Genomic DNA, 21,103 nt, shown 5'->3' with positions numbered 1-21,103 from the left:
TCGGCTGCTTGTTTGATTAACGACCGGACGTCAGCTTGACGAAGCAATCGTATTTGTTATCCGAGCGAAGCAAAGTCTCGAAGGCGTCGACCGGTACGGACGAATAAGATTTGATCTCTCCCGTACAGTAATGGGCAAGCAGCTCATGCGTCGTATCGTTATACAACAGATGGCTGATTTGCTTGGATTCCAGCGGTATGACATTCAAAGTCAACCCTCTCCTTTTCTTTGAAAATAGAGTACCGAAATGCAAGTTTCGAAGAATTGGCATCCGGCTTGCGCTTTCGGATTTTTCATGTATATGACGAAATGAAAAACATTAGAAGTCATTTGCCGTAAACTCAATCTTTGAAAAAGGGCTTACCCACGCCGCTTATAGGCCGTGTTCGTCCGGAAAACGATTACATAAAGTATTTGTAAATCGGTATCTAACGGGATTAGAGGGGGGGATGGATCCATTTTCCACCGCATAAAGGAGGAATTATGCGCAGCCGAGTCGAATAGTTTAGTTAGTAATCGTCTGAACTAGAGCCGCTAGGCATGGGAGGGATGAATATGAGCTTTTGCTGCGGAGCAAGCATGATCGGCACCAAAGGTACGCTCAAATATTTTCGGACACAAATTCATAACGTTCCTATATTGTTTTGTCCGGTTTGTCACCGGATCGAAGTCCATCATCTGATCGAAAACGAATATGAAATATTAGCTGAATATGCGCATTGCGACGGCGCTCCCGAAGTGGATTTCCACGAATATGTGGAGCAGAAGGAAGAGATGCTGTTCGAAAACTGCGTCAACAACGAAAACGAAGATCCGATGGACGTCGTACGGAGTCAAATCGACATGGCGCTGGACTTGCTCATTGTCGCCAAGCAGTTGAATGATGAAGAGTGGGAGCGCCAGCTCAAAAAACGCCTCGGCGTATTGAGCGAGCGGCGCATGAAGCTGAAGCAAAGAAATACGATGGGCGGCTTACGCTGATATTAAAAATGACGTCCCCAGTCGGGGGCGTTTTGTTTTTCTAATGCAGCGATTCGGGGTCCCCGCAAAGCATCAGAATAAAATTTCGAAGTCAGGCCCCACTTCGTGCGGATTTTTTACCCGCGACCCCCGCAAAAGACATCAAGATTACGATTCCTGTATTGTGAGGTGGAGCAGTGTTACTCGTACTTTTTAAGAAGCTGTTCGGAAAGGGGCAAACTCAAGACGAGCAACAAAACCAGTCGTCTCCCGAGCGCCAGGTTGAGCGCATTCAGGGGGGGGATTTGCTCCTGCGCAACGAATTCATTACTGCCTATCAGCCATTTATCGTAAAAGCGGCAAGCCGCTTCTGCAAACGATATATCGACCCTAGCCGTGATGATGAGTTCAGCGTAGCACTGAACGCTTTTAATGAAGCCATCGACGGTTTTTCGGCGAGCGCGGGAAGGTCCTTTCTCGGCTTTGCGGAAACGGTAATCCGCCGGAGGTTGATCGATCATTTGCGCAAGGAGCAGCGTTTTTCGCAGCAGGTTCCATACAGCGCTTTTGATCACGAGGATGAAGAGGACAATATCGTCAATCCGGTTGAGACGCATCAAGCGATGGAGCAGTTCAAGAAAGATCAGCTGGCTGACGAACGCCGCACGGAAATATTGGAATTAAACGAACAATTGAGGGAATTCGGTATTTCTTTTGTCGATTTGGTGGAAGCTTCGCCAAAGCATGCCGATTCGCGGGAAACTTTGTTCTCAATTAGTCGAATTTTGTCGAAAGATGAAGTGTTGATGCATATGGTACGTACAAAAAAAATGCTGCCGATCAAGGAATTGATGGAACGCGTCCACGTTTCCCGAAAAACGCTAGAACGCAACCGGAAATACATTATTGCGGTAGCGCTTATTCATGGTGGAGCTTTCCCGCATTTGCAGCAATACGTACATAGGACCGCAGGCGTTGAGGTCGACAGTGAAAGGAGGAGGAACGGATGAACCGGGGAGTTGTAATGGAAGTTGCAGGCACATATGTCATCGTGTTGACGCCTGACGGCCGATTCCGGAAAGTGCCCCGCATGGCGGGAAACGACCGGATTGGCGAAGAAATTCAGTTTGCCATCCGTTCCTACGTCCGACGAATATGGCTGTCGTCTTTAGCGGCAGTTGCTTGCGCCGCTTTATTCGGTCTGATCTGGTTCGCCGGTTTCGGAGGTTCGCAAGGCAGTTTGGTTGCCGCCTATGTTACGCTCGATATCAATCCGAGCTTGGAGTTCGGCATTGATGATGAGGAGAAAGTCATCGAAGCGTCCGGTTTGAACGATGACGGCATTCGATTGCTCGAAGGGCTGGTGTACAAGGGCAAAACGTTGGATTCCGTCACCGAATCCGTCATGCAGCGAGTTGAAGAACAAGGATTTTTCCGCGACGATGAAGGCGATGTCGTGATTACGAGCACGATGGTCAAGGATAATCCGAAGCTGGATGAAACGAAGCTTACGGATAAAATGAACGATCAGGTGAGCCGGATCATTCGCAATGCGTCGCCCGCCCAAGCGGACAAAGTTAAAATCACGATTTTGGCCGCGCCGCGGGAAGTGCGGCAGGAAGCGCAAAACCAAGGCGTTTCGACAGGCAAAATGGCCGTATATTTGATCGCCAAAAACGAAGGCCGCGACGTAACGATCGAGCAGATGAAAACGACGTCCATCCATCAAATCGCCAAATCGTGGGGCGGTTTGCAGCAGGTCATCGACAATAAGAAAAAACCGGATAAAGATACTTTGAAAAAAATGCTCGAACAGGAGCAGAAAAAAGAGAAGCGGAAGAAAGAGAAGGAGAAAGAAAAGGAGAACAAAGAGAAGGAAAAGGAAGAACAGCACAAGAACAACGGGAACAAACCGGATGATCATGGTCCCAAAGGCAATCATGGCAAAGGGGACGTTAAACCGACGAACGGTTCTCCCGACAAGAATCGCGGTTCTGGCAAAGGTAACCGAAATAATGATGATTCGAAGCTCGACTTCGAATGGAAAAATTCCGCGGCGTACAAAAAATGGCAGGATGCCCGAAAAAAGTGGCAGGAGGAGCGGAAGAAACATCATGGCGAGCTGAAGAAGCAGTTCGAGGAGAAGAAAAAACAGCTGGAAGACCTGAAGCGGCAAGCCGAGACGGAGAAAAAAAATTTGGAGGCTTTATTGAAACGGGCCGAAACGGAGCAGAAGAAGCGGGCCGAGGAGAATAAAGCCGAGGTGAAGAAGCAAGCGGAGGAGAAAAAGAAGGAGGAGGAGCGGAAGAAGGAAGAACGGGAGAAGGAGAAGCAACAAAAAGAACAACAGAAGGAGGAGCAGAAAAAAGAAAAGGAACAGGAGAAGAAAAAGGAACAGGACAATAAAAATCGCAATGATGCGAACAACAATTCTCGAGAAGACAAAGGGAATCGCAAGGACGATAACAAGCATGATGACAACAACGGAAAACAACAGAAGGATCGCAATCGCGAACGCGAGCGCGATTAAAGTCGTTCATCCGACAATTCGATAGGCCGAACGACACATTTTTACTTAACCGCACAAACTCCCTTTTTTCGACATGATCTCTTATTGACGGTGTTGCAAATATTTGACTATGATAAATATAATGGCCGTAATAAGGTTGGTTTCGGATATAGGAGGCATGCGAGATGTTGGAGGTTCGTAAACGATATACTCGCGCTTTAGCCGAGTATGTAAGGGGCAGCAGCAGTCGCTCGCTCCGTGAAGCAGCCGGCTTGGGCGATCTGTTCAAGGCGTACGAGCCTGAAGTTGTTCTGGCGCTGCACGAAGAAGCCGTACATATGCTCAAGGCGAATGCCGAGCCTGAAGAGGCGATGGACATCGTTCGGAAGGCGCATTTTTTTGTAATGGTGATCCTGTTTTCATATTGGACGAATGGCGGGTCGCCGGATCGTGACATGGAGCCTTCAAGGCCGATCATCGAGTTGCTGAACTCGATCCAACCGAATGAAGATCTCGTACGCAGCAAGCATGAGAATTTGCTGCAGCATTTGGATAGCGCGATTCTGCTGCTCGATGCCGAAGGCTTTGTAAGTTTCGTCAACTTAAGCATGGCGAGGCTCCTTGGCGTCCCCAGGCGGGCGTTGCTTGGCTGCGATGCGATAGAAATCGTGAAGCACCGGGAACTCAGCAGAGAGAAGAAGAGAATGATCCTGCGATTCTTCAAGGAAATGAAGCGGAATCGGAGCAAATATCACGAGATGGTCACTTATGACGGTCGACATTTGCTCGTTACGGTCAAAACAGACAGTGAGCTTGACGGCGACTGTCTAATTAGCGTTAAGGACTTGACGGAATACAAATCGATCGAGCAATCGTCGTATCAGAACGATAAGCTGGCGATGCTCGGCAAAATCGCCGCAGCGATCGCCCATGAAATCCGCAACCCGCTCACTTCGATACGGGGATTCATTCAATTGCTCCGATCCGATTTGGCGAAGCTTGGGAAAGAGGAATATGCCCGCATCATTCTGTCGGAGATCGATCGCGCGAATGAAATCATTCATGAATTTCTAAATTCGTCCAAGCCTTCAGCACCGGTGAAAGAAGAGGTCGAGGTCCGCTCTTTGCTCAAGGAGGTTATCCTGCTGTCGGAGAGCGAAGCGCTCATGCACGGCTGTCAGCTCATTTGCGAGCCTGTCGCGAGCCAGCTCATCGTGTCGATCGACGTGAAGCAAATCAAACAGGTTCTGCTGAACATGATCAAAAACGCAATCGACGCCATCAGCGAGAAGAAGGAGCAACGAAACGGGATGATTACGATCCGCGCGGTCAGCGAAGGGCGATTCGCGCATATTTGCATACGCGACAACGGCAAAGGGATGAGCAAGCAAACGATGAATCGGCTGTTCGATCCTTTTTTCACGACGAAGGAAGAAGGAACGGGCCTAGGTTTATCCGTCAGCTATCGGATTACGAGAAACCACGGCGGCACGATCCGGGTGGAAAGCAGCGTAGACGAAGGGACGGAGTTCGATATTTTGCTGCCTCTCGTCGGTTATTCGAATGGGCGGCCGGCTTAGAATCAATAGATTATGATAAAATCGGAGCATGAATTGCCGGCAGGGAAGGATGATCGTTATGCGTATCGATGCGCATCAGCATTACTGGAAGACGGAACGGAACGATTACGGCTGGCTGACGCCTGAAACGGGGCTGCTATACAAAGATTATTTGCCCGAGCAGCTTCACGGGCATCTGAACCGGCACGGCATTGACCGCACGATCGTGGTGCAGGCCGCGCCGACGGTGGAGGAGACGGAATTTCTGCTGTCACTGTGCGATCAAGATCCAACGCTAGCCGGGGTTGTCGGCTGGATCGATCTGGAGGCGGACGATTTCCGCGAAACCTACGCGAGACTGCGGCAAAATCCGTATTTCGTCGGCATTCGTCCGATGCTGCAGGATTTGCCGGACGACCGCTGGATTTTGCGGCCGAAGGTGCTGGAGGCGCTGCAGGTGCTCGCCGCGGATCGGTTCGCGATCGATTTGCTCGCGAAGCCAAGACATTTGCCGCATATCTTGGAGCTGCTTGAGCGGGTGCCTAATCTACATGCGGTAGTCGACCATATCGCGAAGCCTTTTATTAAGGATCGGATCATGGAGCCTTGGGGAGAGCACATTCGGCAAATTGCCGCTTTCGGCAACGTATTCTGCAAGCTTTCCGGCATGGTGAACGAAGCGGATGCCGACTGGAAGCCGGACGATTTTGTGCCGTATGTCCGGCATGTCGTCGAAGCGTTCGGACCGGACCGGTTGTTGTTCGGCAGCGATTGGCCGGTATGCCTGCTGGCCGCTTCATACGACCAAGTGATCGGGCTGGTACAGCAGACGCTTCCCTCGACATTGACCGCAGGTGAGCTTGAAGCGATTTTTGGCGGCAATGCGCTCCGTTTCTACGGATTGGATCGGAATTGATAAGTAAAGCCCTTGAGTAATCATGGGCTTTTTTTGCTCTTGTTTTTATGCGCTTGTTTTTGTGTCGATCTTTCGAACTCAGAAAAAATTTTCTGAAATTCAGAATCTTTTTTCTTAAATATTCGGGCAAAAGAGGGGAATAGGCTTAATTCAGAAAAAAATTTCTGTTTTTAGCCAAAAATTTCTGAATCTGTGGTTGAACGTAAATTTTCAAAGGATTTTCAGAAAATTTCTTCTGAATTTCAGCCAAAATTTTCTGAATGAAAAACGCCTATCTACCCGTCCAGTGGTACCAACCAACTTACTCGAAGTGCGTGCCAATCTGCGTACCTATGCCGCTGCGAGCTGCATGCCGGACAAGTCCGTCGCTTCAGCGAACTTTTGCTTTGTCCTTCGAAAACTGGGGATTTGTGCTACAATATTGGGGTAATCTAGTGTCAGCGAAAGGATTGGCTTATGAATAAACGAATCGGATTGATCGGTATTGGCGACATCGCCCAAAAAGCGTATTTGCCGGTCATCGCGGTGCGTAGCGATATCGAGTTGGTCGGGCTGATGAGCCGCTCCGGCGAGACGGTGGAACGCGTTGCCGGCCAATATCGCATTGCCGGCCGGTTTACCGAGCTCGATGCTTTGCTGCGGCAAGAGCCGGACGCCGTTTTTGTCCATGCTCCGACCGAAGCCCATTACGATATCGTAAACGCTTGTTTGACGGCAGGAGTCAGCGTTTATGTCGACAAGCCGCTTTCTTACGATATCGGCGAATCGGAGCGGCTCGCGAGATTTGCCGAACGGAAGGGCAAGCTGCTGGCCGTTGGCTTTAACCGCAGGTTTGCGCCGCTGTACCAGGAAGCGAAAGCATGGCTCAAGGAAGCGGGCGGCTTCAACGTTTGCGTCGCCGCGAAGCATCGCATCCGCCAGCAGCGTCATAGCGCGAAGCATACGCTGTACGACGATTTGCTACATATGATCGACTTGCTCGTATGGCTTGGAGGCGAAGACGACAAGCAAGTGGCTTCCTATATCGAGAGGGCCGACGATGCGGGGAGGCTTGTTCATGCGACAGGCAGTCTAAGGCTGGGGCAGGCCGCTGCCGTGTTTACGATGGACCGGTTCGCCGGCGCCGATCTGGAGAAGCTGGAGCTGCACGGAAGCGGCCGGTCTGTCGAAGTGACGAACATGGAGACGGCCACGTTCTACGATAAGCAGGGCGGGGAGCGGAAACGCTCGTTCGGCAGCTGGGATACGACGCTGCACCGCCGCGGGTTCTCGGGCGTGATCGATCATTTTCTCACCACTCTGGACGAGCCGGAGCAGTGCATGATCCGGGCCGACCAGGTGCTTGAAACGCACAGATTAGTCGAAACATTAAGCGGGCAGTAACGACATACGGGAGGGAAGCGACATGACGAACGAAACGAAAGACCGCGTGCCCCCAGGGCAGAAGCTGACGGAAGGTTTTCCCGTTCTGCATCACGGTGAAGTGCCTTATTACAACGATATGAGCAAGTGGGATTTGCGCATTTTTGGCTTGGTCGAACAGGAAGCGACGATCCCTTATTCCGAATTCATGAAGCTGCCTCGGCAGGAATTCAAGAACGATATTCATTGCGTCACCACCTGGTCCAAGCTGAACAATGTATGGGAAGGCATCGCCGTCGCGACGATTATGGAGAAGGTGAAGCTGAAGCCGGAAGCGCATTACGTAATGCTGCACGCCGAGCATGGTTGGACGACAAACCTGCCGCTCGAAGATTTCCTGCAGCAGACTTCGTTTCTCGGCATTCTCCATAATGGCGAGCGGCTGTCGCCGGAACACGGGTATCCCGTGCGCATGGTCGTACCGCACCTCTACTTCTGGAAAAGCGCAAAATGGCTGCGCGGCATCGAATTTATGGCGAAGGACAAGCCGGGCTTTTGGGAGCGGAACGGTTATCATATGTATGGGGATCCTTGGAAAGAAGAGCGCTACGATTTTGATTGATCTTCAAGCCGCACGCAATATGAATCTAAAAACTGCTGCAGCTTCGTCTAAGGATGAAGTTGCAGTTTTGCGTTTCAGGAAGGGGAGGCAAAGGTCTGCTGCGAGACTTGGTTCTGAATTATTCGATTCTAGTTTTATTTGTGTTTTTGATAGCCCCGCAATTTATATATGCGGGGATGAGAAACGCACCGAACTTTCGCGATAAGCTGTATGTCGGCATCGTTCATGGCGGGCTCGCTATTGTTTTATTCGTATTTAGCGTAAATATGGGGAATTGCATGAAGCTTAATTTTTCCGAGATCGCAATACTGCTGGCTGCTTTTTTCGGTGGTCCTGTCGCAACGATCGTCGTCGACGTGATGATGTTCGGTTGGCGGTATGTTTTTGAAGGGAATGCGATCGTGATACCGTTTTTGTTCGGCGGAACGGCTGTCATCGTAGCATGGCGAAGTCATCGCGGTCATTGGCTGCGGAGTTTCTTCCAAAACCATCCTCCCGGCTTCGATAAGCGGCAGCCGGAATCGGCGCCGTGAACACGGCCGGCGAAGCGTTCGGCCAAATTCGGAATTCCGTCAACGCAGCGGCTCATCAAATCCAAGAAGTATCGGCTGCGTCACAGCAAATGTCTGCCGGGACCGCGCAAGTGGTCCATTCCATCGATGTCATTGCGGGAATTGCGGAGAACGCATCGTCCGGAGCCCAGCAGGTGTCGTCGGCGTTGGAGGAACAAGTGGCGTCGATGGAGGACATCGCCTCTTCCGCAGATGCGCTTGCGGCTTTATCCGAAGACTTGCAATCGGCCATTAAGCAATTTAAGGTTTGATCGCCCGCCATGGAATTGCATGATTAGGTTTTAACGTTGCATCAAAGTATGATAAAATTTGGTGCAAAACATGGCGAAGGAGTTACGCACAATGAATTCAAGAACATCCGGCCGGCTTTTGGCCTTCATCGGCTCATATGCCAATGCTTCAGACCCTGGTTTATACGTATGCACGTTTGACGAGCGTACCGGAAGCCTCACGCTGGAAAGCGAAGTTTCCGGCTTGCAAAATCCTACTTTCCTTGATGTCGATTCCGCGAATCGCCGGTTGTACGCAATCAAGGAAATGACCGATGCCGAAGGCAAACGCAAAGGAGCTGCTGCGGCTTACGCGATCGATGCGGAGCAAGGGCGGCTCGAACTGCTGAACGACTCGGAGACCGTGCCGGGACCGACCTGCCACATTCTGCTTGAGTCAACGCGGCGGAGCTTGCTGGTAGCGAGCTACCACGGCGGCATGATCGGGCTAGTCCCGCTCGAAGCTGACGGCCGGATCGGCAAGCTTGCCGATATGCAACAGCATGAAGGCTCCAGCATTCATCCCGCGCAGGACAAGCCGCATCCGCATTCGGTGTTCCCGGATCGGGCGAACCGTTACGCGGTCGTACCGGATCTCGGCCTGGATCGGATCAAGGTATACAAGCTTGACTTGGAGGCGCAGAAGCTCATTCCGAACGGGGAAATTTCGGTGGAGCCGGGAGCGGGTCCGCGGCACTTTACGTTCCACCCGTCGCTTGCTCGCGGGTATGTGATCAATGAGCTCAATTCGACGATCACCGCTTTTGCATATGATGAGGAAGCGGGGCGGCTTGCCCATCTGCAAACGGTATCGACGCTGCCGGAAGGCTTCGAAGGCGACAATGCGTGCGCCGATATTCATCTTTCGCCGGACGGCCGTTTCCTGTACGGCTCGAACCGCGGGCACGACAGCATCGTCGTGTTCGCCGTCAATCCGGCTGACGGAACGCTTGCACCGGTGGAGCACGTATCTACCGGCGGCAAGCATCCGCGCAACTTCGCCCTGACGCCGGACGGCCGCTTCCTGCTTGCGGCGAACCGCGACACGAACAACGTCGTCGTGTTTTCCCGCGACGAGGCGACAGGCAAGCTGGCGCCAATCGGCCAAGAGCTGAACGTATCGAAGCCGGTATGCGTGAAATTTATGACGATTGCCTAGCGATCGGCGAACGGTCCTGTTGTCATCCGAAACGGATGAGAACGGGGCCTTTTCTTTTGAAATCGTTCATCTAGATGTACCAACCGACAAAACGATTTACGCCATTTGCTTCCGTCATGTACAATGATGAAAACGTTAACAAAGAGAAGCGGGGTCCGCGCATTGAAAAGACGCTTTAAATTTGCCGAGCTGCATGTGTACCAGAAAATGATCGTGATCTTCATCATTTTGATCATTCCGGTTTATTTAATCAATTTATGGATGAACATGATGGGGATCTCGGTCATAAAGGACGATGTATCGAATTCCATCAAATCGAACGTCAAGTTTTATTCGCGGCAGCTCGATAACCAAATCGCGTTTATCCGCAATTTGCAGCTGCAATTTTTGAACGACTCGGAGCTGCAGAAGCTCAGCTTCCTTGGCACCCGGATCGACGGCTTCGAAGAAATCCAGCTCGTAAACCGGGTCAAAGACCGATTGTCGACCATTATGAATTCCAGCAGCCTCGTACTTAATGTAGGGGTTTATATCAAATCTTTCGCGCGAACGATGTCGACGCAGAACGGAATCGTCAAGCTGCCGAATGCCGAGCATGCGCGCATCGCGTCCTTTTTGGAGAATAAACCGAGACCGTCATTATATTTCAGCGGCGACAAGCTGTATTTTATCGAAACGGCCAACAACGATACGATCGTCGTTTACATGGAGCTATCGATGACGACATTGCGAAATACGCTGCACGAGCTCGTCCAATACTACTCGGACTCCGGCGCCATGCTGGCCGACGAGGGTTTCCTCCATACAATGAGCCTGAAGCCGGGCGACGGCTTGGCGGCGCCCATTATGGATAGTTTGGTGCAACGGCCACCCAATACGGAGTTCGACAGCTACGTTCTGCCGATTTCGATGCATGAAGGGAAAGCGGTGAGCCCGGGCAACACGAAGGCAGGCCAAGTCAATTACCGGATTACGTACAGCAAGATCAGCACGTTAGGCTTAACGCTGTACACCTACATTAACGAAAATGAAATTACAGGACCGCTCAAAAAATTCAATCTATGGTTCATCATTTTGTCGATCGCGTCCATCGCCGTCATTTTTGTTTTTTCGTTATCCGTCAACTGGATGATACATCGGCCTTTGAAAAAGCTCATCCAAGCGTTCAAAATTCTCGAAACCGACAATTTGAACGTGATCATTCGCCCGAAAAACGATAACGAGTTCGGTTATTTGTACCGCAGCTTCGACCGGATGGTCGAGAAGCTGAAGGAATCGATTCAGGAAAATTACGAGCAAAAAATCAACCTCCAGCATTCCGAATTGAAGCAGCTGCAGTCGCAGATCAATCCGCATTTTTTGTACAACAGCTTCTTCAACATCTACATGATCAGCAAAAGCGGCGACAACGAAAATGCGGCATTGCTCGCGCAAAAGCTCGGCAGCTATTATCAGTTCATTACGCGAAGCGGCCGGGACGAGGTACCGCTGGATCAGGAATACCGGCATGCGCTCGATTATTGCGACATTCAGGGCATCCGGTTCTCCAACCGGATCAACGTCGAGGCCGAGCCGCTGCCGGAACGCTGCAAACCGCTGATGGTGCCTCGGCTCATGATTCAGCCCGTCGTCGAAAACGCCTTCGAGCACGCCTTTGAAAACGGCATGCGGCGCGGCCAAGTTCATGTTAAGGCAGCTCTGGCTGAAGAGGGCTTTCCCGTACTGCGCATAACGGTGGAAGACGACGGCGATGCGCTCACGGACGAAGGGCTGGCCGCCTTGCAAAGCCAATTGGACGATGCATCGAATGCGCCGGAGAAGACGGGGCTGATCAACGTATGCCGCAGAATCCGGCTGAAGTTCGGGCAGAACAGCGGCGTATACGTATCGCGCAGCCAATGGGGCGGATTAAAAGCGGAAATCGTCATTTATTATTAATTTTAATATTTTTGAAAACAGGGAGCTGATTCGCGAATGTACAGATTATTGATCGTCGACGACGAACCCGCAATCGTGGATGGACTCGTATTGCAATTTCAAGAGCATAAGCAGCTGGAGCTGGACATCTGCAAGGCGTATTCCGCCCATGAAGCGCTAGACATCGTCAAGAAGACCAAAATCGATTTGGTGATCAGCGATATTCGGATGCCGGGTAAAAGTGGCCTGCAGCTAGCCGACGACATCCTGATGTATTGGCCGGCATGCCGTATCGTGCTGCTGACCGGCTACAGCGAGTTTGATTACGTATATTCCGCGATTCAGAAAAACGTGGACAGCTACATTTTGAAAACCGAAGGAATGGAGGTCATCATTCGCGCGATAGAATCCGCCGTCGGCAAGCTGGACGAGGAGAAACGCAACAAGGCGAGGCTCGAGCTTGCGGAACGGCAAATGTCGGCGGCGGAGCCGCTGCTGAAGAAGCAGTATTTCGAAGCGCTGCTGCTGGGCGAGAAGGCGTCGGAAATCGCCAAAGCGGGATATTTCACCGAATTATCGCTGCAACTTGACGCCTCACGGCCGCTGCTGCTCGTTGTCGGCAAGGCGGAGCGGGGCGACCGGGAAGAAACGTATACGGAGAAGCTGGATTTGTATTATTCCGTTCAAGAGCTGTTTGCCCGTCATATTCCTGCGATGTTTGCAGTCGAGCAAGTCGTGCAGGATCACTCCTTGCTCGTCTGGTTCATTCAGCCCGGCTTGCAGGATGGCGCATTCGTACATGCGGACGGGGAAATCGATTGGCGGGGCGTGACGACGTATTTGAAGGGCGTGCTGGAGCCGGTGCAGAACAGCTGCCGAGACAGGTTTGAAGCTTCGGTTTCTTTCGCTCTCGGGCGCGGCAAGGTGGAATGGGACGGCATCGGCGGCGAGTTCGAGCTGATGAAATCGGCGCTGCGGCAGCATGCGGCATTCGGCCGAGCGATGTCGGTCATCGATCTCGGCATGCCGGACGGCTTGTTTAAGGCGGAATCGCCGAAGCCGGCGGCGGAATCGGGGGCGTTCCACAAGAAGCTGACGGAGCTTTCGAAGAAGCTGGAAGCGGGAGACGAACTAGGTGCAGGCGCTTTGGCCGGCGAGCTGCTGCAAGGCATACGGAGCGAGCTGCCGGTGAATTATATCGTCGGCATGGAGCGATATTATCATTTCCTGCTGACGTTCATCGGGCAAATGAACGAAGTGCAGCCGACCGGCTTGCCTGTTCTGGAGCCGCCTATGGAATGGGGAGCGGCGGAACGGCAATTTGCCGGACTCGTGAAAATGGTCTGCGAGCAGAAGAAAGCGTATATCGAAAAAGGCGAGCACATGCTGGTCGAGCGCATTCACCGGTTTATCGGCGACAATCTGGGCGGCGATCTGTCGCTTGCGCGGATTGCGGAAGCCGTATTTTTCAACCCGTCGTATTTGTCGCGATTCTACAAGCAGCTGACCGGGCGCAATTTGTCCGATTATTTGAACGGCGCGAAATCCGAAGCGGCGCAAGCGATGCTGGCCGACACGCAGCTGAAGGTGAACGAGGTGGCGCTGCGGCTCGGTTTCGAGTCCCCGTCGTATTTTACCGCGTTCTTCCGCAAAATGACCGGCAGCACGCCGCAGGAATATCGGGATCAGGCGCAGCTACGGGGAAGAGGCTAAGGGTAGCGTTGGTAACGCGCAGTGAGTTGGAGTGAGTGGAGTGGCATGATAATACGAAGTGGTATGGAACGAGCGGTAAGAAAACCTTTTATATCGAAGCAATTCGATGAAGATACATTCGATTGAAGTAAACAAAACAGAACGATGTAAAGATGTTTATATTGTTGCGGCGGTCTCCCCGCCTTTATGATGAAAAAGTAAAGCGCTTTACAAACACGACTACGCAAATGATGGGGGAGAACGTATGTTGAAAAAGTGGGCAAGTCTGGTACTGAGCCTTGCATTCGTCTTGACGACCGCGGCGTGCGGCGGCACGGAAGAGAAAAAAGCGGAGGATCAGCCGAAGCAGGATAATGCAGCAACAACGGACGATGCGAGCAAAAACGACGATACCGCGAATCCGCCGGCAGAACAAGCCGACCCGCTAGGCAAATACGCGGAAACGGTTACCGTCAAGCAAGTGCTTGGCTACGGTCCTCCGGAGGATCCAAAAACGCCTTCCGGCATTACCCCGGATCAGAACACGTACTTAAAGGACCTCAAGGAAAAGCTGAACATCGACGTGAAATATATGTGGACGGTTCCGTCCGATCAATATGAACAGAAGTTTTCGCTTGCGGTCGCTTCCGGCGATTTGCCGGACGTGATGGACGTCGACATCCGCAACTTCGAAAAATTCAAATCGCAAGGCGTGCTCGCCGACCTGACCGAAGCGTACGAAAAATATGCTTCCCCGACGCTCCGCAAATTTATGGAGTCCGACGGCGGGCAAGCGATGAAGACGTTGTCCCAGGACGGCAAGCTGTATGGCATTCCGGGCTTCGAGGAGCCGTTCCTGTCGACGCAAATCATGTGGATTCGTACCGACTGGCTGAAAAACGTCAACATGGAAGCGCCGAAGTCGATCGATGAGTTGGAGAAAGTAGCCGAAGCGTTCGCCAATAACGACCCGGACAAAAACGGCAAAGCGGACACGTACGGTCTCGCGATTTCGAAGTCGGTCATTTCGTGGGGCTTCGATCTTCGCGGCTTCTTCAACGGATTTGGCTCCTACCCTGGCGGCTGGATCAAAGGCAGCGACGGCAAGCTTGCCGCCGGCGAAATTCAACCGCAGACGAAGCAAGCGCTGGAGCGCCTGCAAACGTGGTACAAAAAAGGCATTCTCGACAAGGAATTCGCGCTCAAGGACGACAACAAGGTCGTTGAAGATATCGTGGGCAGCAAAGTCGGCATCGTATACGGCGAGTGGTGGTATCCGAACTGGCCGCTCAACCTGAACCGCGACAAGGACCCGAACGCCGATTGGGTGGCGGTGCAGCTGCCTTCCATCGACGGCACGCCGGGAAAATCGCTTGTGCCGAAAGTGCGGATGGGCCATATCGTAACGGTAAACAGCAAATTCGCCAATCCGGAAGCGGCGATCAAAATGATCAATTTCTACATCGACATGAACTCCAAAGATCATTACGACACGAACAAGCCGGAAAACGGCTACGTGTACAACTGGTTCGTGCCGAGAATTTATAACCCGACGGAAATGGAAACGATTTACACCGAAGTCAACAAAGCGCTGGAAAGCAAAGCAAACGAAGTAAGCCAGGATGTTCCTTATTACCTCAATATCCAAAAACCGCTGGATGCGGCGAAAAAATTCTTAGCCGGCGACAAGAGCGGCTGGGGACTGTACATGAGCCGCGTATCGCCGGACGGCGGCTGGGGCCTGACGCGCAAAATCCGCGACAGCCAGCAATTCGTATGGAATGAGTTTTACGGCTCGGCAACGGAAACGATGGTCGAAAAAGGAGCTCAGCTCGACAAGCTGCTCAGCGAAACGTTCACGAAAATCGTGATGGGCGGATCGATCGACGAGTTCGACAAATACGTAGACAGCTGGAAAGCGCTAGGCGGAGACGACATTACGAATGAAGTCAACGAGTGGTACGCGAACGTATCCAAGTAACGAATAGGCAAGAAACGGGGGAGAGGTGCGATAGGCGACCCTCCCTTGTCTCTTCTTGGAGGAGGTTTCCCGCATGAAGGCCAAAGCAATCAAAAAACGCAGTATGAAATGGGAGATCCCTTTTCATTTGATGCTCATTCCGGGCGTGATCGTGACGCTCATCTATGCTTACGGACCGATGTTCGGCATTGTGATGGCATTTCAAAAGTTCGACCCGATCCTGAGCTTCTGGAAATCGAAATTCGTCGGATGGAAAAACTTCCGTTATATATTTCATCTCCCTGAGTTTAACCAAGTGATGTGGAACACGGTAATTATCTCCGTGATGAAAATCGCCTTCGGCTTGATCGTGCCGCTCGTGCTGGCATTGCTGCTCAACGAGCTGACGAAAAACTGGTTCAAGCGGCTCATCCAAACGAGCATATTCCTGCCCTTCTTCTTATCGTGGACCGTGCTCGGCGGGGTTATTCTGGAGCTGTTCATGCTGAAAGGTCCGGTCAACTCGCTGCTTGGCGTATTCGGCGTCGATCCGATTATGTTCATGGGCGACGGCAACTGGTTCCGCGCGATCATTGTCGGCTCCGACGTGTGGAAGGGGATGGGCTACAACATGATTATCTTCCTTGCGGCGATCGTCGGCATCAACTCGAATTTGTACGAGGCAGCCGAAGTCGACGGAGCAGGCAAATGGAAGCAGCTCATCCACATTACGCTGCCGGGCATGATGCCGATCATCATCCTGATGACGACGCTGAGCCTCGGCAATATTTTGAACGCAGGCTTCGATCAAATATTGATCTTGTACAACCCGATCGTTTACGATCATGCGGACGTTATCGACACGTTTGTGTACCGGCTCGGCATATTCAGCCAGCAATATGCGCCTGCGGCCGCCATCGGCCTGTTTAAATCGGCGATATCGCTTGGACTTGTCGGCATATCCTATTTTCTCGCATACCGGTTCAGCAATTACCGGATCTTCTAAGAGGAGGAGCGAACGTGGTCTACAGAGCAACGTTAGGCAGAAAAATTTTCATATTCTTCAATGTCGTTATCTTGATCGCCGTCATGCTGATGGGCATCCTCCCGTTTGTCCACTTATTGTCGGTCAGCTTAAGCTCGAACGTCGCCGCGATGGCTGCGGAAGTCAAGCTTTGGCCGGTCGGATTTACGCTGGAGGCGTACAACTATTTATCGCAAAAAGTCGAATTCCTTCGTTCGTTGTGGGTGTCGGTGGAGCGGGTCGTGCTCGGCACGCTGATCAACATGCTGCTGACGATCATTACGGCATATCCGCTATCCAAAAGCAACGAGCAATTCCGTTTCCGCACATTATACGTCTGGTTTTTCGCGATTACGATGTTTTTCGGCGGCGGGCTTATTCCGACTTATATTATCATTAAAGAAACCGGGCTGATCAATACGATTTGGGCGCTTATTATTCCGGGAGCGCTGAACGTGTGGAATACGGTCATGCTGCTGAACTTTTTCCGCAACATTCCGAAGGACATGGAGGAAGCGGCGACGATCGACGGCGCGAGCCAATGGGCGATCCTATGGCGCGTATATTTGCCGGTCTCGCTGCCGTCGCTGGCGACGATTCTGCTGTTCACGATCGTGGGGCATTGGAACTCTTGGTTCGACGGCATTCTGTATATGAACTCGCCGGAAAAATATCCGCTGCAAAGCTATTTGTCCACCCTCGTGACGTCGATCAACAAAAAGGCGATATCGATCGACGACTTGAACGCGCTCGAGAACGTCAGCGAAAAAACGCTGCGCACCGCGCAAATTTTCCTCGGTGCCTTGCCGATTATGCTCGTGTATCCGTTCCTGCAGAAGTATTTCATTAAAGGGATTACGGTCGGCAGCGTGAAAGAGTAGAATAGATCCATTCTGGAGATGAGCGATGATATGGCAAAAGTAAAAGTGGCGCTAATTGGCGCCGGCCTGCGCGGACAAAATTACGTCAACTACGCGCTCGGCAATCCGGAGGAGATGCAGCTTGTGGCGATTGCCGACCCGAATACGGATCGTCTCGGCAGGCTGAAGGAGCTTCACGGCGTGGCGGACGACATGGTCTTCGCCGATTGGCGCGACCTGCTCGATCGGCCGAAGCTGGCCGATGCGGTGCTCATTTGCACGCAGGATAAAATGCATTTTGAGCCTACGATGAAGGCGCTTGATGTAGGCTATCACGTCATGCTGGAGAAGCCGATGTCCCCCGATCCGCAGGAATGCGCCATAATGGGCGCCAAGGCGGAGGAGTCGGGGCTGATTTTCTCGATTTGCCACGTGCTGCGCTATACGAATTTTTTCGGCACGATCAAAAGGCTGCTGGACGAAGGCGCGATCGGACGACTCATGTCGATCCAGCATAACGAAAACGTCGCCCATTGGCACCAGGCGCACAGCTTCGTGCGCGGCAACTGGCGCAACAAAGCCGAGTCGAGCCCGATGATCTTGGCCAAGTCGTGCCACGATCTCGACATTTTGCTGTGGCTCGCCGGAGCGGATTGCGAGCGGGTGTCCTCGTTCGGCAGCTTGTCGCATTTTCATGCGGGCAATGCCCCGGAAGGCGCGCCGAAGCGATGCACGGACGGCTGCCCTGCGGCGGATGACTGCTTGTATTATGCGCCGAACGTTTATTTGGACGACAAGTCCGGCTGGATGGCGCTGGCGATCAGCGACGACCACAGCCGGGAGGCGCGGCTGAAGGCGCTGCAGGAAGGGCCGTACGGCCGTTGCGTATACCATTGCGACAATGACGTTGTCGATCATCAGGTCGTGAATATGGAGTTTGCGAACGAGGTGACGGTTGCGTTCACGATGTCGGCCTTTACGCAGGACTGCAGCCGGACAATCAAGCTGATGGGGACGAAAGGCGAAATTCGCGGAGCGATGGAGAAAAATGAAATCGAGCTGACCCGTTTCGGCGGCGAGCCGGAGCTTATTTCGCTTGAAGCTCCCGGAGGACATGCCGGACACGGCGGCGGCGATTACGGGTTAATGCGGGATTTCTTGAATCTTGTGCGGAGCGGCGGCCAGTCGGAGAGCTTAACGTCGGCGGCAAAATCGGTGCAGAGCCATTTGATGGCCTTCGCAGCCGAGCAATCCCGCTTGGAGCGGCGCGTCATCGAAATGAAAGAATATGCGGCTTCGTTTTCGGTTCGATAGAGATAATTTCAGCTAATAGCTTCATAGATTTGCCCTTTCAAACGGTCTGCTCTTTTCATAGAGTATAGTATCGAATGAAAGGAGGTAAGATTACTATGTTCCTTCGCTCAAATTGTCGACGCACTTCTTCAGGTGGGGCTAAATCCACCCGTGGCGTCAAGTCCACTCGTGGCGTTAAGTCCACTCGCGGTGTCAAGTCTAACGTTGTTGGAGGAGTCAGCCGCGGTTCTAAGTCCGGTGTAGACCCGATCGTCCGTTTTCTCAGAACTTTAGCGATTGGCACAGAGGTACAGATCCAATTCGACGATCAGCCGGTTGCAACCGGTAGATTCGAAGGCTTCCAAGACGGTCTGGTACTGCTCACCAATTTCAACGGCTTCACCGGCGTTACCCGTCTTAACCCAAATCGGATCAATGCAGTATCCGTTTAAAGGGACAAAAAATAACCAGGTCATGCAAATGACTCTGGTTATTTTTTGCTTTACAGCGCCTCGGGCAGCTCAATTTGCTTTAATTGATAAAATACGCCTTTGCGCGCCATGAGTTCCTCGAAGGAACCGATCTCCGCGCAAACGCCGTCTTTCAGCACGACGATGCGGTCCGCATCGCGGATCGTCGACAGCCGGTGCGCGACGATAAACGTCGTACGGCCTCGAATGAGCTGCTTCATCGCTTTTTGCACCTGATACTCGGAGTGGTTGTCGAGCGCCGAAGTCGCTTCGTCCAAAACAATGACCTGCGGATCGCGGATGAGCGCCCGGGCGATGGCGATTCGCTGCCGCTGCCCGCCGGACAGCTTGCCGCCGTGTTCGCCTACGGAAGTGTCCAGCCCTTTCGGCAGCTGGTCGATCAATTCCCGCAAGTTCGCCATATCGATTGCTTTGTTCAACTGCTCTTCGCTGACGGACGGCAGCCCGTACGTAATGTTGTCGCGGATCGTTCCCGAGAACAGCACGTTCGTTTGCGGAACGACGGCCAGGTGATGCCGATACGATTGCATATTCAATTCGTCCATCGGTAAACCGTCCACGACAACCGATCCGAGATGCGGCTTGTAGAAGCCGATGATCATATTCAGCAGCGTCGATTTGCCGGCGCCCGACGCGCCGACGAAGGCGATGCATTCGCCGGCCTTCACGTCGAGGTTGAAGTTGCGCAGAACCGGCGTTTCCGCATCCCGGTACCGAAACTCCACATTGTTGAATTGATAGGAGCCCTTGAAGTTCGGAAGCTTCTTCTTGCCTTGATACTCCTCAAGCTCTTGCGACATCAATATTTCGGACACGGATCGGATCGATTCCATGCCTTTGGCGACGTTCGGATAAATCGTCAAGATTTGCGATACCGAACCGAGGATCATGCCGAAGAAGCTTTGATACATGACGACGTCGCCGACCGGAATTTGACCGCGATAAGCGAGATAAGCGGTGAAGATCAAACAACCGACCTGGAACATCTGAAACACGACCCAGTTCGAGGAACCGAACAGCGCCTCCACCATGTCGAGGCGATAGCCTTTGCCGCGAATATTTTGCAGCGCGTTGTCGATCTTCCGGATTTCCACGTCTTCCAGGCCGTGCGCCCGGGTAATCGGGATCATATCGACCATTTCGGATACTTTCCCCGACATTTCTTCGATTTCTTTGCGGAACTCGCTGTTCGTATTCCGGATTTTTTTGCGGAAAATACTGAGCAGCAGAAGCGAAGCCGGTATGGTCAGGAAGAAAAACAACGTCACCGTCAAGCTTTTGTTGACCGTGATGACGACGGCGATGATCACGTTGAATAAGGCCGGCAGAAACGAAACCATCAGCTGCTTGGACAGGAATTCGATGCCCTCTACGTCGCGCAGCACCTTCGATTGCAGCCTGCCGGATTTGAGATCGCCGTGGAATGCCATCGACAAATGCTGCAGCTTGCGTACGAGCGTGCTGCGAAGGCCGGACTCCACAAAACGTATCGCTTTGCTCATATATTTGACGTGCAGGGAATGCGTCGGAATGTTCTGTACGATCACAATCGAGATCAGCAGCAGATTCAGCCAAATTTCGGATAAGCTATGATCCTCCGGTTTGCTCGCGATGTTGATGAGATTGGCCGTTACGATCGGCAATACCCAAACCGGCGCTTGCTTCAGCAAGAAGAAGAGGGTGGATAAGGACAATTTGGCGATGTTGCCTTTGTACAAATAATACAAGGTCGAAAGCGGCTTGCTTTTGGTCAGCGTGTTGCCGTTGAACAGCTGCTCAAAGTGGGGCGGTTGTTGTTGCTGTTGTGTGCTCATAAACTCTCCTTTGAGGACGATCATTCTGCTTGGTATGTAATCTATAACATTACTACTCCACTTTGCGTGATTTGTAAAGGTTGATTTCAGCGGATTTTCTAGGGCATTCCAACATTTTTTTATT

The 21,103-nt window shown here is 52.2% G+C and carries 18 protein-coding genes; 16 read left to right on the top strand and 2 right to left on the bottom strand.

Annotated elements, in window-relative coordinates; all coding sequences use genetic code 11:
• Positions 1-16: 16 nt before the first annotated feature.
• Positions 17-208, bottom strand: a complete 192-nt coding sequence (locus tag AC0LWM_RS09820; RefSeq protein WP_474674742.1) for a KTSC domain-containing protein — start codon at positions 206-208, stop codon at positions 17-19.
• Positions 209-555: 347 nt separating this feature from the next.
• Between AC0LWM_RS09820 and AC0LWM_RS09815 the strand changes: the two genes are divergently transcribed.
• The 16 genes from AC0LWM_RS09815 to AC0LWM_RS09740 all read left to right on the top strand — a co-directional run bounded on the left by AC0LWM_RS09815 (position 556) and on the right by AC0LWM_RS09740 (position 18,695).
• Positions 556-981 (top strand): hypothetical protein, encoded by a 426-nt coding sequence (locus AC0LWM_RS09815; RefSeq protein ID WP_474674741.1) that lies wholly within the window; start codon positions 556-558, stop codon positions 979-981.
• Between the two features lie 176 nt (positions 982-1,157).
• The gene (gene sigI, locus AC0LWM_RS09810; RefSeq protein ID WP_474674740.1) at positions 1,158-1,970 is read left to right on the top strand and encodes an RNA polymerase sigma factor SigI; all 813 of its coding nucleotides are present in this window, start codon (positions 1,158-1,160) and stop codon (positions 1,968-1,970) included.
• Positions 1,967-3,490, top strand: coding sequence for an anti-sigma factor domain-containing protein (locus AC0LWM_RS09805; protein WP_474674739.1), 1,524 nt, complete (start codon positions 1,967-1,969; stop codon positions 3,488-3,490). Before sigI ends, AC0LWM_RS09805 begins: the two co-directional genes overlap by 4 nt.
• Before the next feature lie 164 nt (positions 3,491-3,654).
• A complete protein-coding gene (locus AC0LWM_RS09800; RefSeq protein ID WP_474674738.1) occupies positions 3,655-5,049 on the top strand; it encodes an ATP-binding protein in 1,395 nt (464 codons plus the stop codon).
• A gap of 58 nt (positions 5,050-5,107) precedes the next feature.
• Positions 5,108-5,944, top strand: coding sequence for an amidohydrolase family protein (locus tag AC0LWM_RS09795; RefSeq protein WP_474674737.1), 837 nt, complete (start codon positions 5,108-5,110; stop codon positions 5,942-5,944).
• Between the two features lie 456 nt (positions 5,945-6,400).
• Positions 6,401-7,327 carry a Gfo/Idh/MocA family protein gene (locus AC0LWM_RS09790; protein ID WP_474674736.1) on the top strand — a complete coding sequence of 309 codons (927 nt, stop codon included), beginning with the start codon at positions 6,401-6,403 and terminating at the stop codon, positions 7,325-7,327.
• A 22-nt stretch (positions 7,328-7,349) separates the two neighbouring features.
• Positions 7,350-7,928 (top strand): sulfite oxidase-like oxidoreductase, encoded by a 579-nt coding sequence (locus tag AC0LWM_RS09785; RefSeq protein ID WP_474674735.1) that lies wholly within the window; start codon positions 7,350-7,352, stop codon positions 7,926-7,928.
• A gap of 53 nt (positions 7,929-7,981) precedes the next feature.
• Positions 7,982-8,461, top strand: coding sequence for a LytS/YhcK type 5TM receptor domain-containing protein (locus AC0LWM_RS09780; RefSeq protein WP_474674734.1), 480 nt, complete (start codon positions 7,982-7,984; stop codon positions 8,459-8,461).
• Entirely contained in the window at positions 8,458-8,751 is a 294-nt protein-coding gene (locus tag AC0LWM_RS09775; protein ID WP_474674733.1) for a hypothetical protein, read from the top strand. Before AC0LWM_RS09780 ends, AC0LWM_RS09775 begins: the two co-directional genes overlap by 4 nt.
• Positions 8,752-8,842: 91 nt before the next feature.
• Complete coding sequence (locus AC0LWM_RS09770) at positions 8,843-9,928, top strand: lactonase family protein (protein WP_474674732.1); 1,086 nt, start codon at positions 8,843-8,845, stop codon at positions 9,926-9,928.
• Between the two features lie 162 nt (positions 9,929-10,090).
• Entirely contained in the window at positions 10,091-11,866 is a 1,776-nt protein-coding gene (locus tag AC0LWM_RS09765) for a sensor histidine kinase (protein ID WP_474674731.1), read from the top strand.
• A gap of 36 nt (positions 11,867-11,902) precedes the next feature.
• Entirely contained in the window at positions 11,903-13,558 is a 1,656-nt protein-coding gene (locus tag AC0LWM_RS09760) for a response regulator (RefSeq protein ID WP_474674730.1), read from the top strand.
• Positions 13,559-13,802: 244 nt separating this feature from the next.
• Entirely contained in the window at positions 13,803-15,518 is a 1,716-nt protein-coding gene (locus AC0LWM_RS09755; RefSeq protein WP_474674729.1) for an extracellular solute-binding protein, read from the top strand.
• 73 nt (positions 15,519-15,591) lie between these two features.
• Complete coding sequence (locus tag AC0LWM_RS09750) at positions 15,592-16,503, top strand: ABC transporter permease (RefSeq protein WP_474674728.1); 912 nt, start codon at positions 15,592-15,594, stop codon at positions 16,501-16,503.
• A 44-nt stretch (positions 16,504-16,547) separates the two neighbouring features.
• Positions 16,548-17,402 carry a carbohydrate ABC transporter permease gene (locus AC0LWM_RS09745; RefSeq protein WP_474674844.1) on the top strand — a complete coding sequence of 285 codons (855 nt, stop codon included), beginning with the start codon at positions 16,548-16,550 and terminating at the stop codon, positions 17,400-17,402.
• Positions 17,403-17,432: 30 nt separating this feature from the next.
• Entirely contained in the window at positions 17,433-18,695 is a 1,263-nt protein-coding gene (locus tag AC0LWM_RS09740) for a Gfo/Idh/MocA family protein (RefSeq protein ID WP_474674727.1), read from the top strand.
• Between the two features lie 481 nt (positions 18,696-19,176).
• Here AC0LWM_RS09740 and AC0LWM_RS09735 read toward each other — a convergent pair whose 3' ends face one another.
• Positions 19,177-20,979, bottom strand: a complete 1,803-nt coding sequence (locus AC0LWM_RS09735) for an ABC transporter ATP-binding protein (RefSeq protein ID WP_474674726.1) — start codon at positions 20,977-20,979, stop codon at positions 19,177-19,179.
• Positions 20,980-21,103: the final 124 nt, after the last annotated feature.

This window comes from Paenibacillus sp. sgz302148 (assembly GCF_056120465.1).
Note: the sequence above shows the minus strand (reverse complement) of the source record. Positions and strands in the feature narration are given on the sequence as shown.

Bases quoted from the DNA above. Each gene is read 5' to 3' on its own strand.
- AC0LWM_RS09750 (WP_474674728.1), top strand. From the start codon at position 15,592: ATGAAGGCCAAAGCAATCAAAAAACGCAGTATGAAATGGGAGATCCCT.
- AC0LWM_RS09760 (WP_474674730.1), top strand. From the start codon at position 11,903: ATGTACAGATTATTGATCGTCGACGACGAACCCGCAATCGTGGATGGA.
- AC0LWM_RS09780 (WP_474674734.1), top strand. From the start codon at position 7,982: ATGAAGTTGCAGTTTTGCGTTTCAGGAAGGGGAGGCAAAGGTCTGCTG.
- AC0LWM_RS09790 (WP_474674736.1), top strand. From the start codon at position 6,401: ATGAATAAACGAATCGGATTGATCGGTATTGGCGACATCGCCCAAAAA.
- AC0LWM_RS09770 (WP_474674732.1), top strand. From the start codon at position 8,843: ATGAATTCAAGAACATCCGGCCGGCTTTTGGCCTTCATCGGCTCATAT.
- AC0LWM_RS09800 (WP_474674738.1), top strand. From the start codon at position 3,655: ATGTTGGAGGTTCGTAAACGATATACTCGCGCTTTAGCCGAGTATGTA.
- AC0LWM_RS09740 (WP_474674727.1), top strand. From the start codon at position 17,433: ATGGCAAAAGTAAAAGTGGCGCTAATTGGCGCCGGCCTGCGCGGACAA.
- AC0LWM_RS09815 (WP_474674741.1), top strand. From the start codon at position 556: ATGAGCTTTTGCTGCGGAGCAAGCATGATCGGCACCAAAGGTACGCTC.
- AC0LWM_RS09755 (WP_474674729.1), top strand. From the start codon at position 13,803: ATGTTGAAAAAGTGGGCAAGTCTGGTACTGAGCCTTGCATTCGTCTTG.
- AC0LWM_RS09795 (WP_474674737.1), top strand. From the start codon at position 5,108: ATGCGTATCGATGCGCATCAGCATTACTGGAAGACGGAACGGAACGAT.
- AC0LWM_RS09785 (WP_474674735.1), top strand. From the start codon at position 7,350: ATGACGAACGAAACGAAAGACCGCGTGCCCCCAGGGCAGAAGCTGACG.
- AC0LWM_RS09735 (WP_474674726.1), bottom strand. From the start codon at position 20,979: ATGAGCACACAACAGCAACAACAACCGCCCCACTTTGAGCAGCTGTTC.
- AC0LWM_RS09805 (WP_474674739.1), top strand. From the start codon at position 1,967: ATGAACCGGGGAGTTGTAATGGAAGTTGCAGGCACATATGTCATCGTG.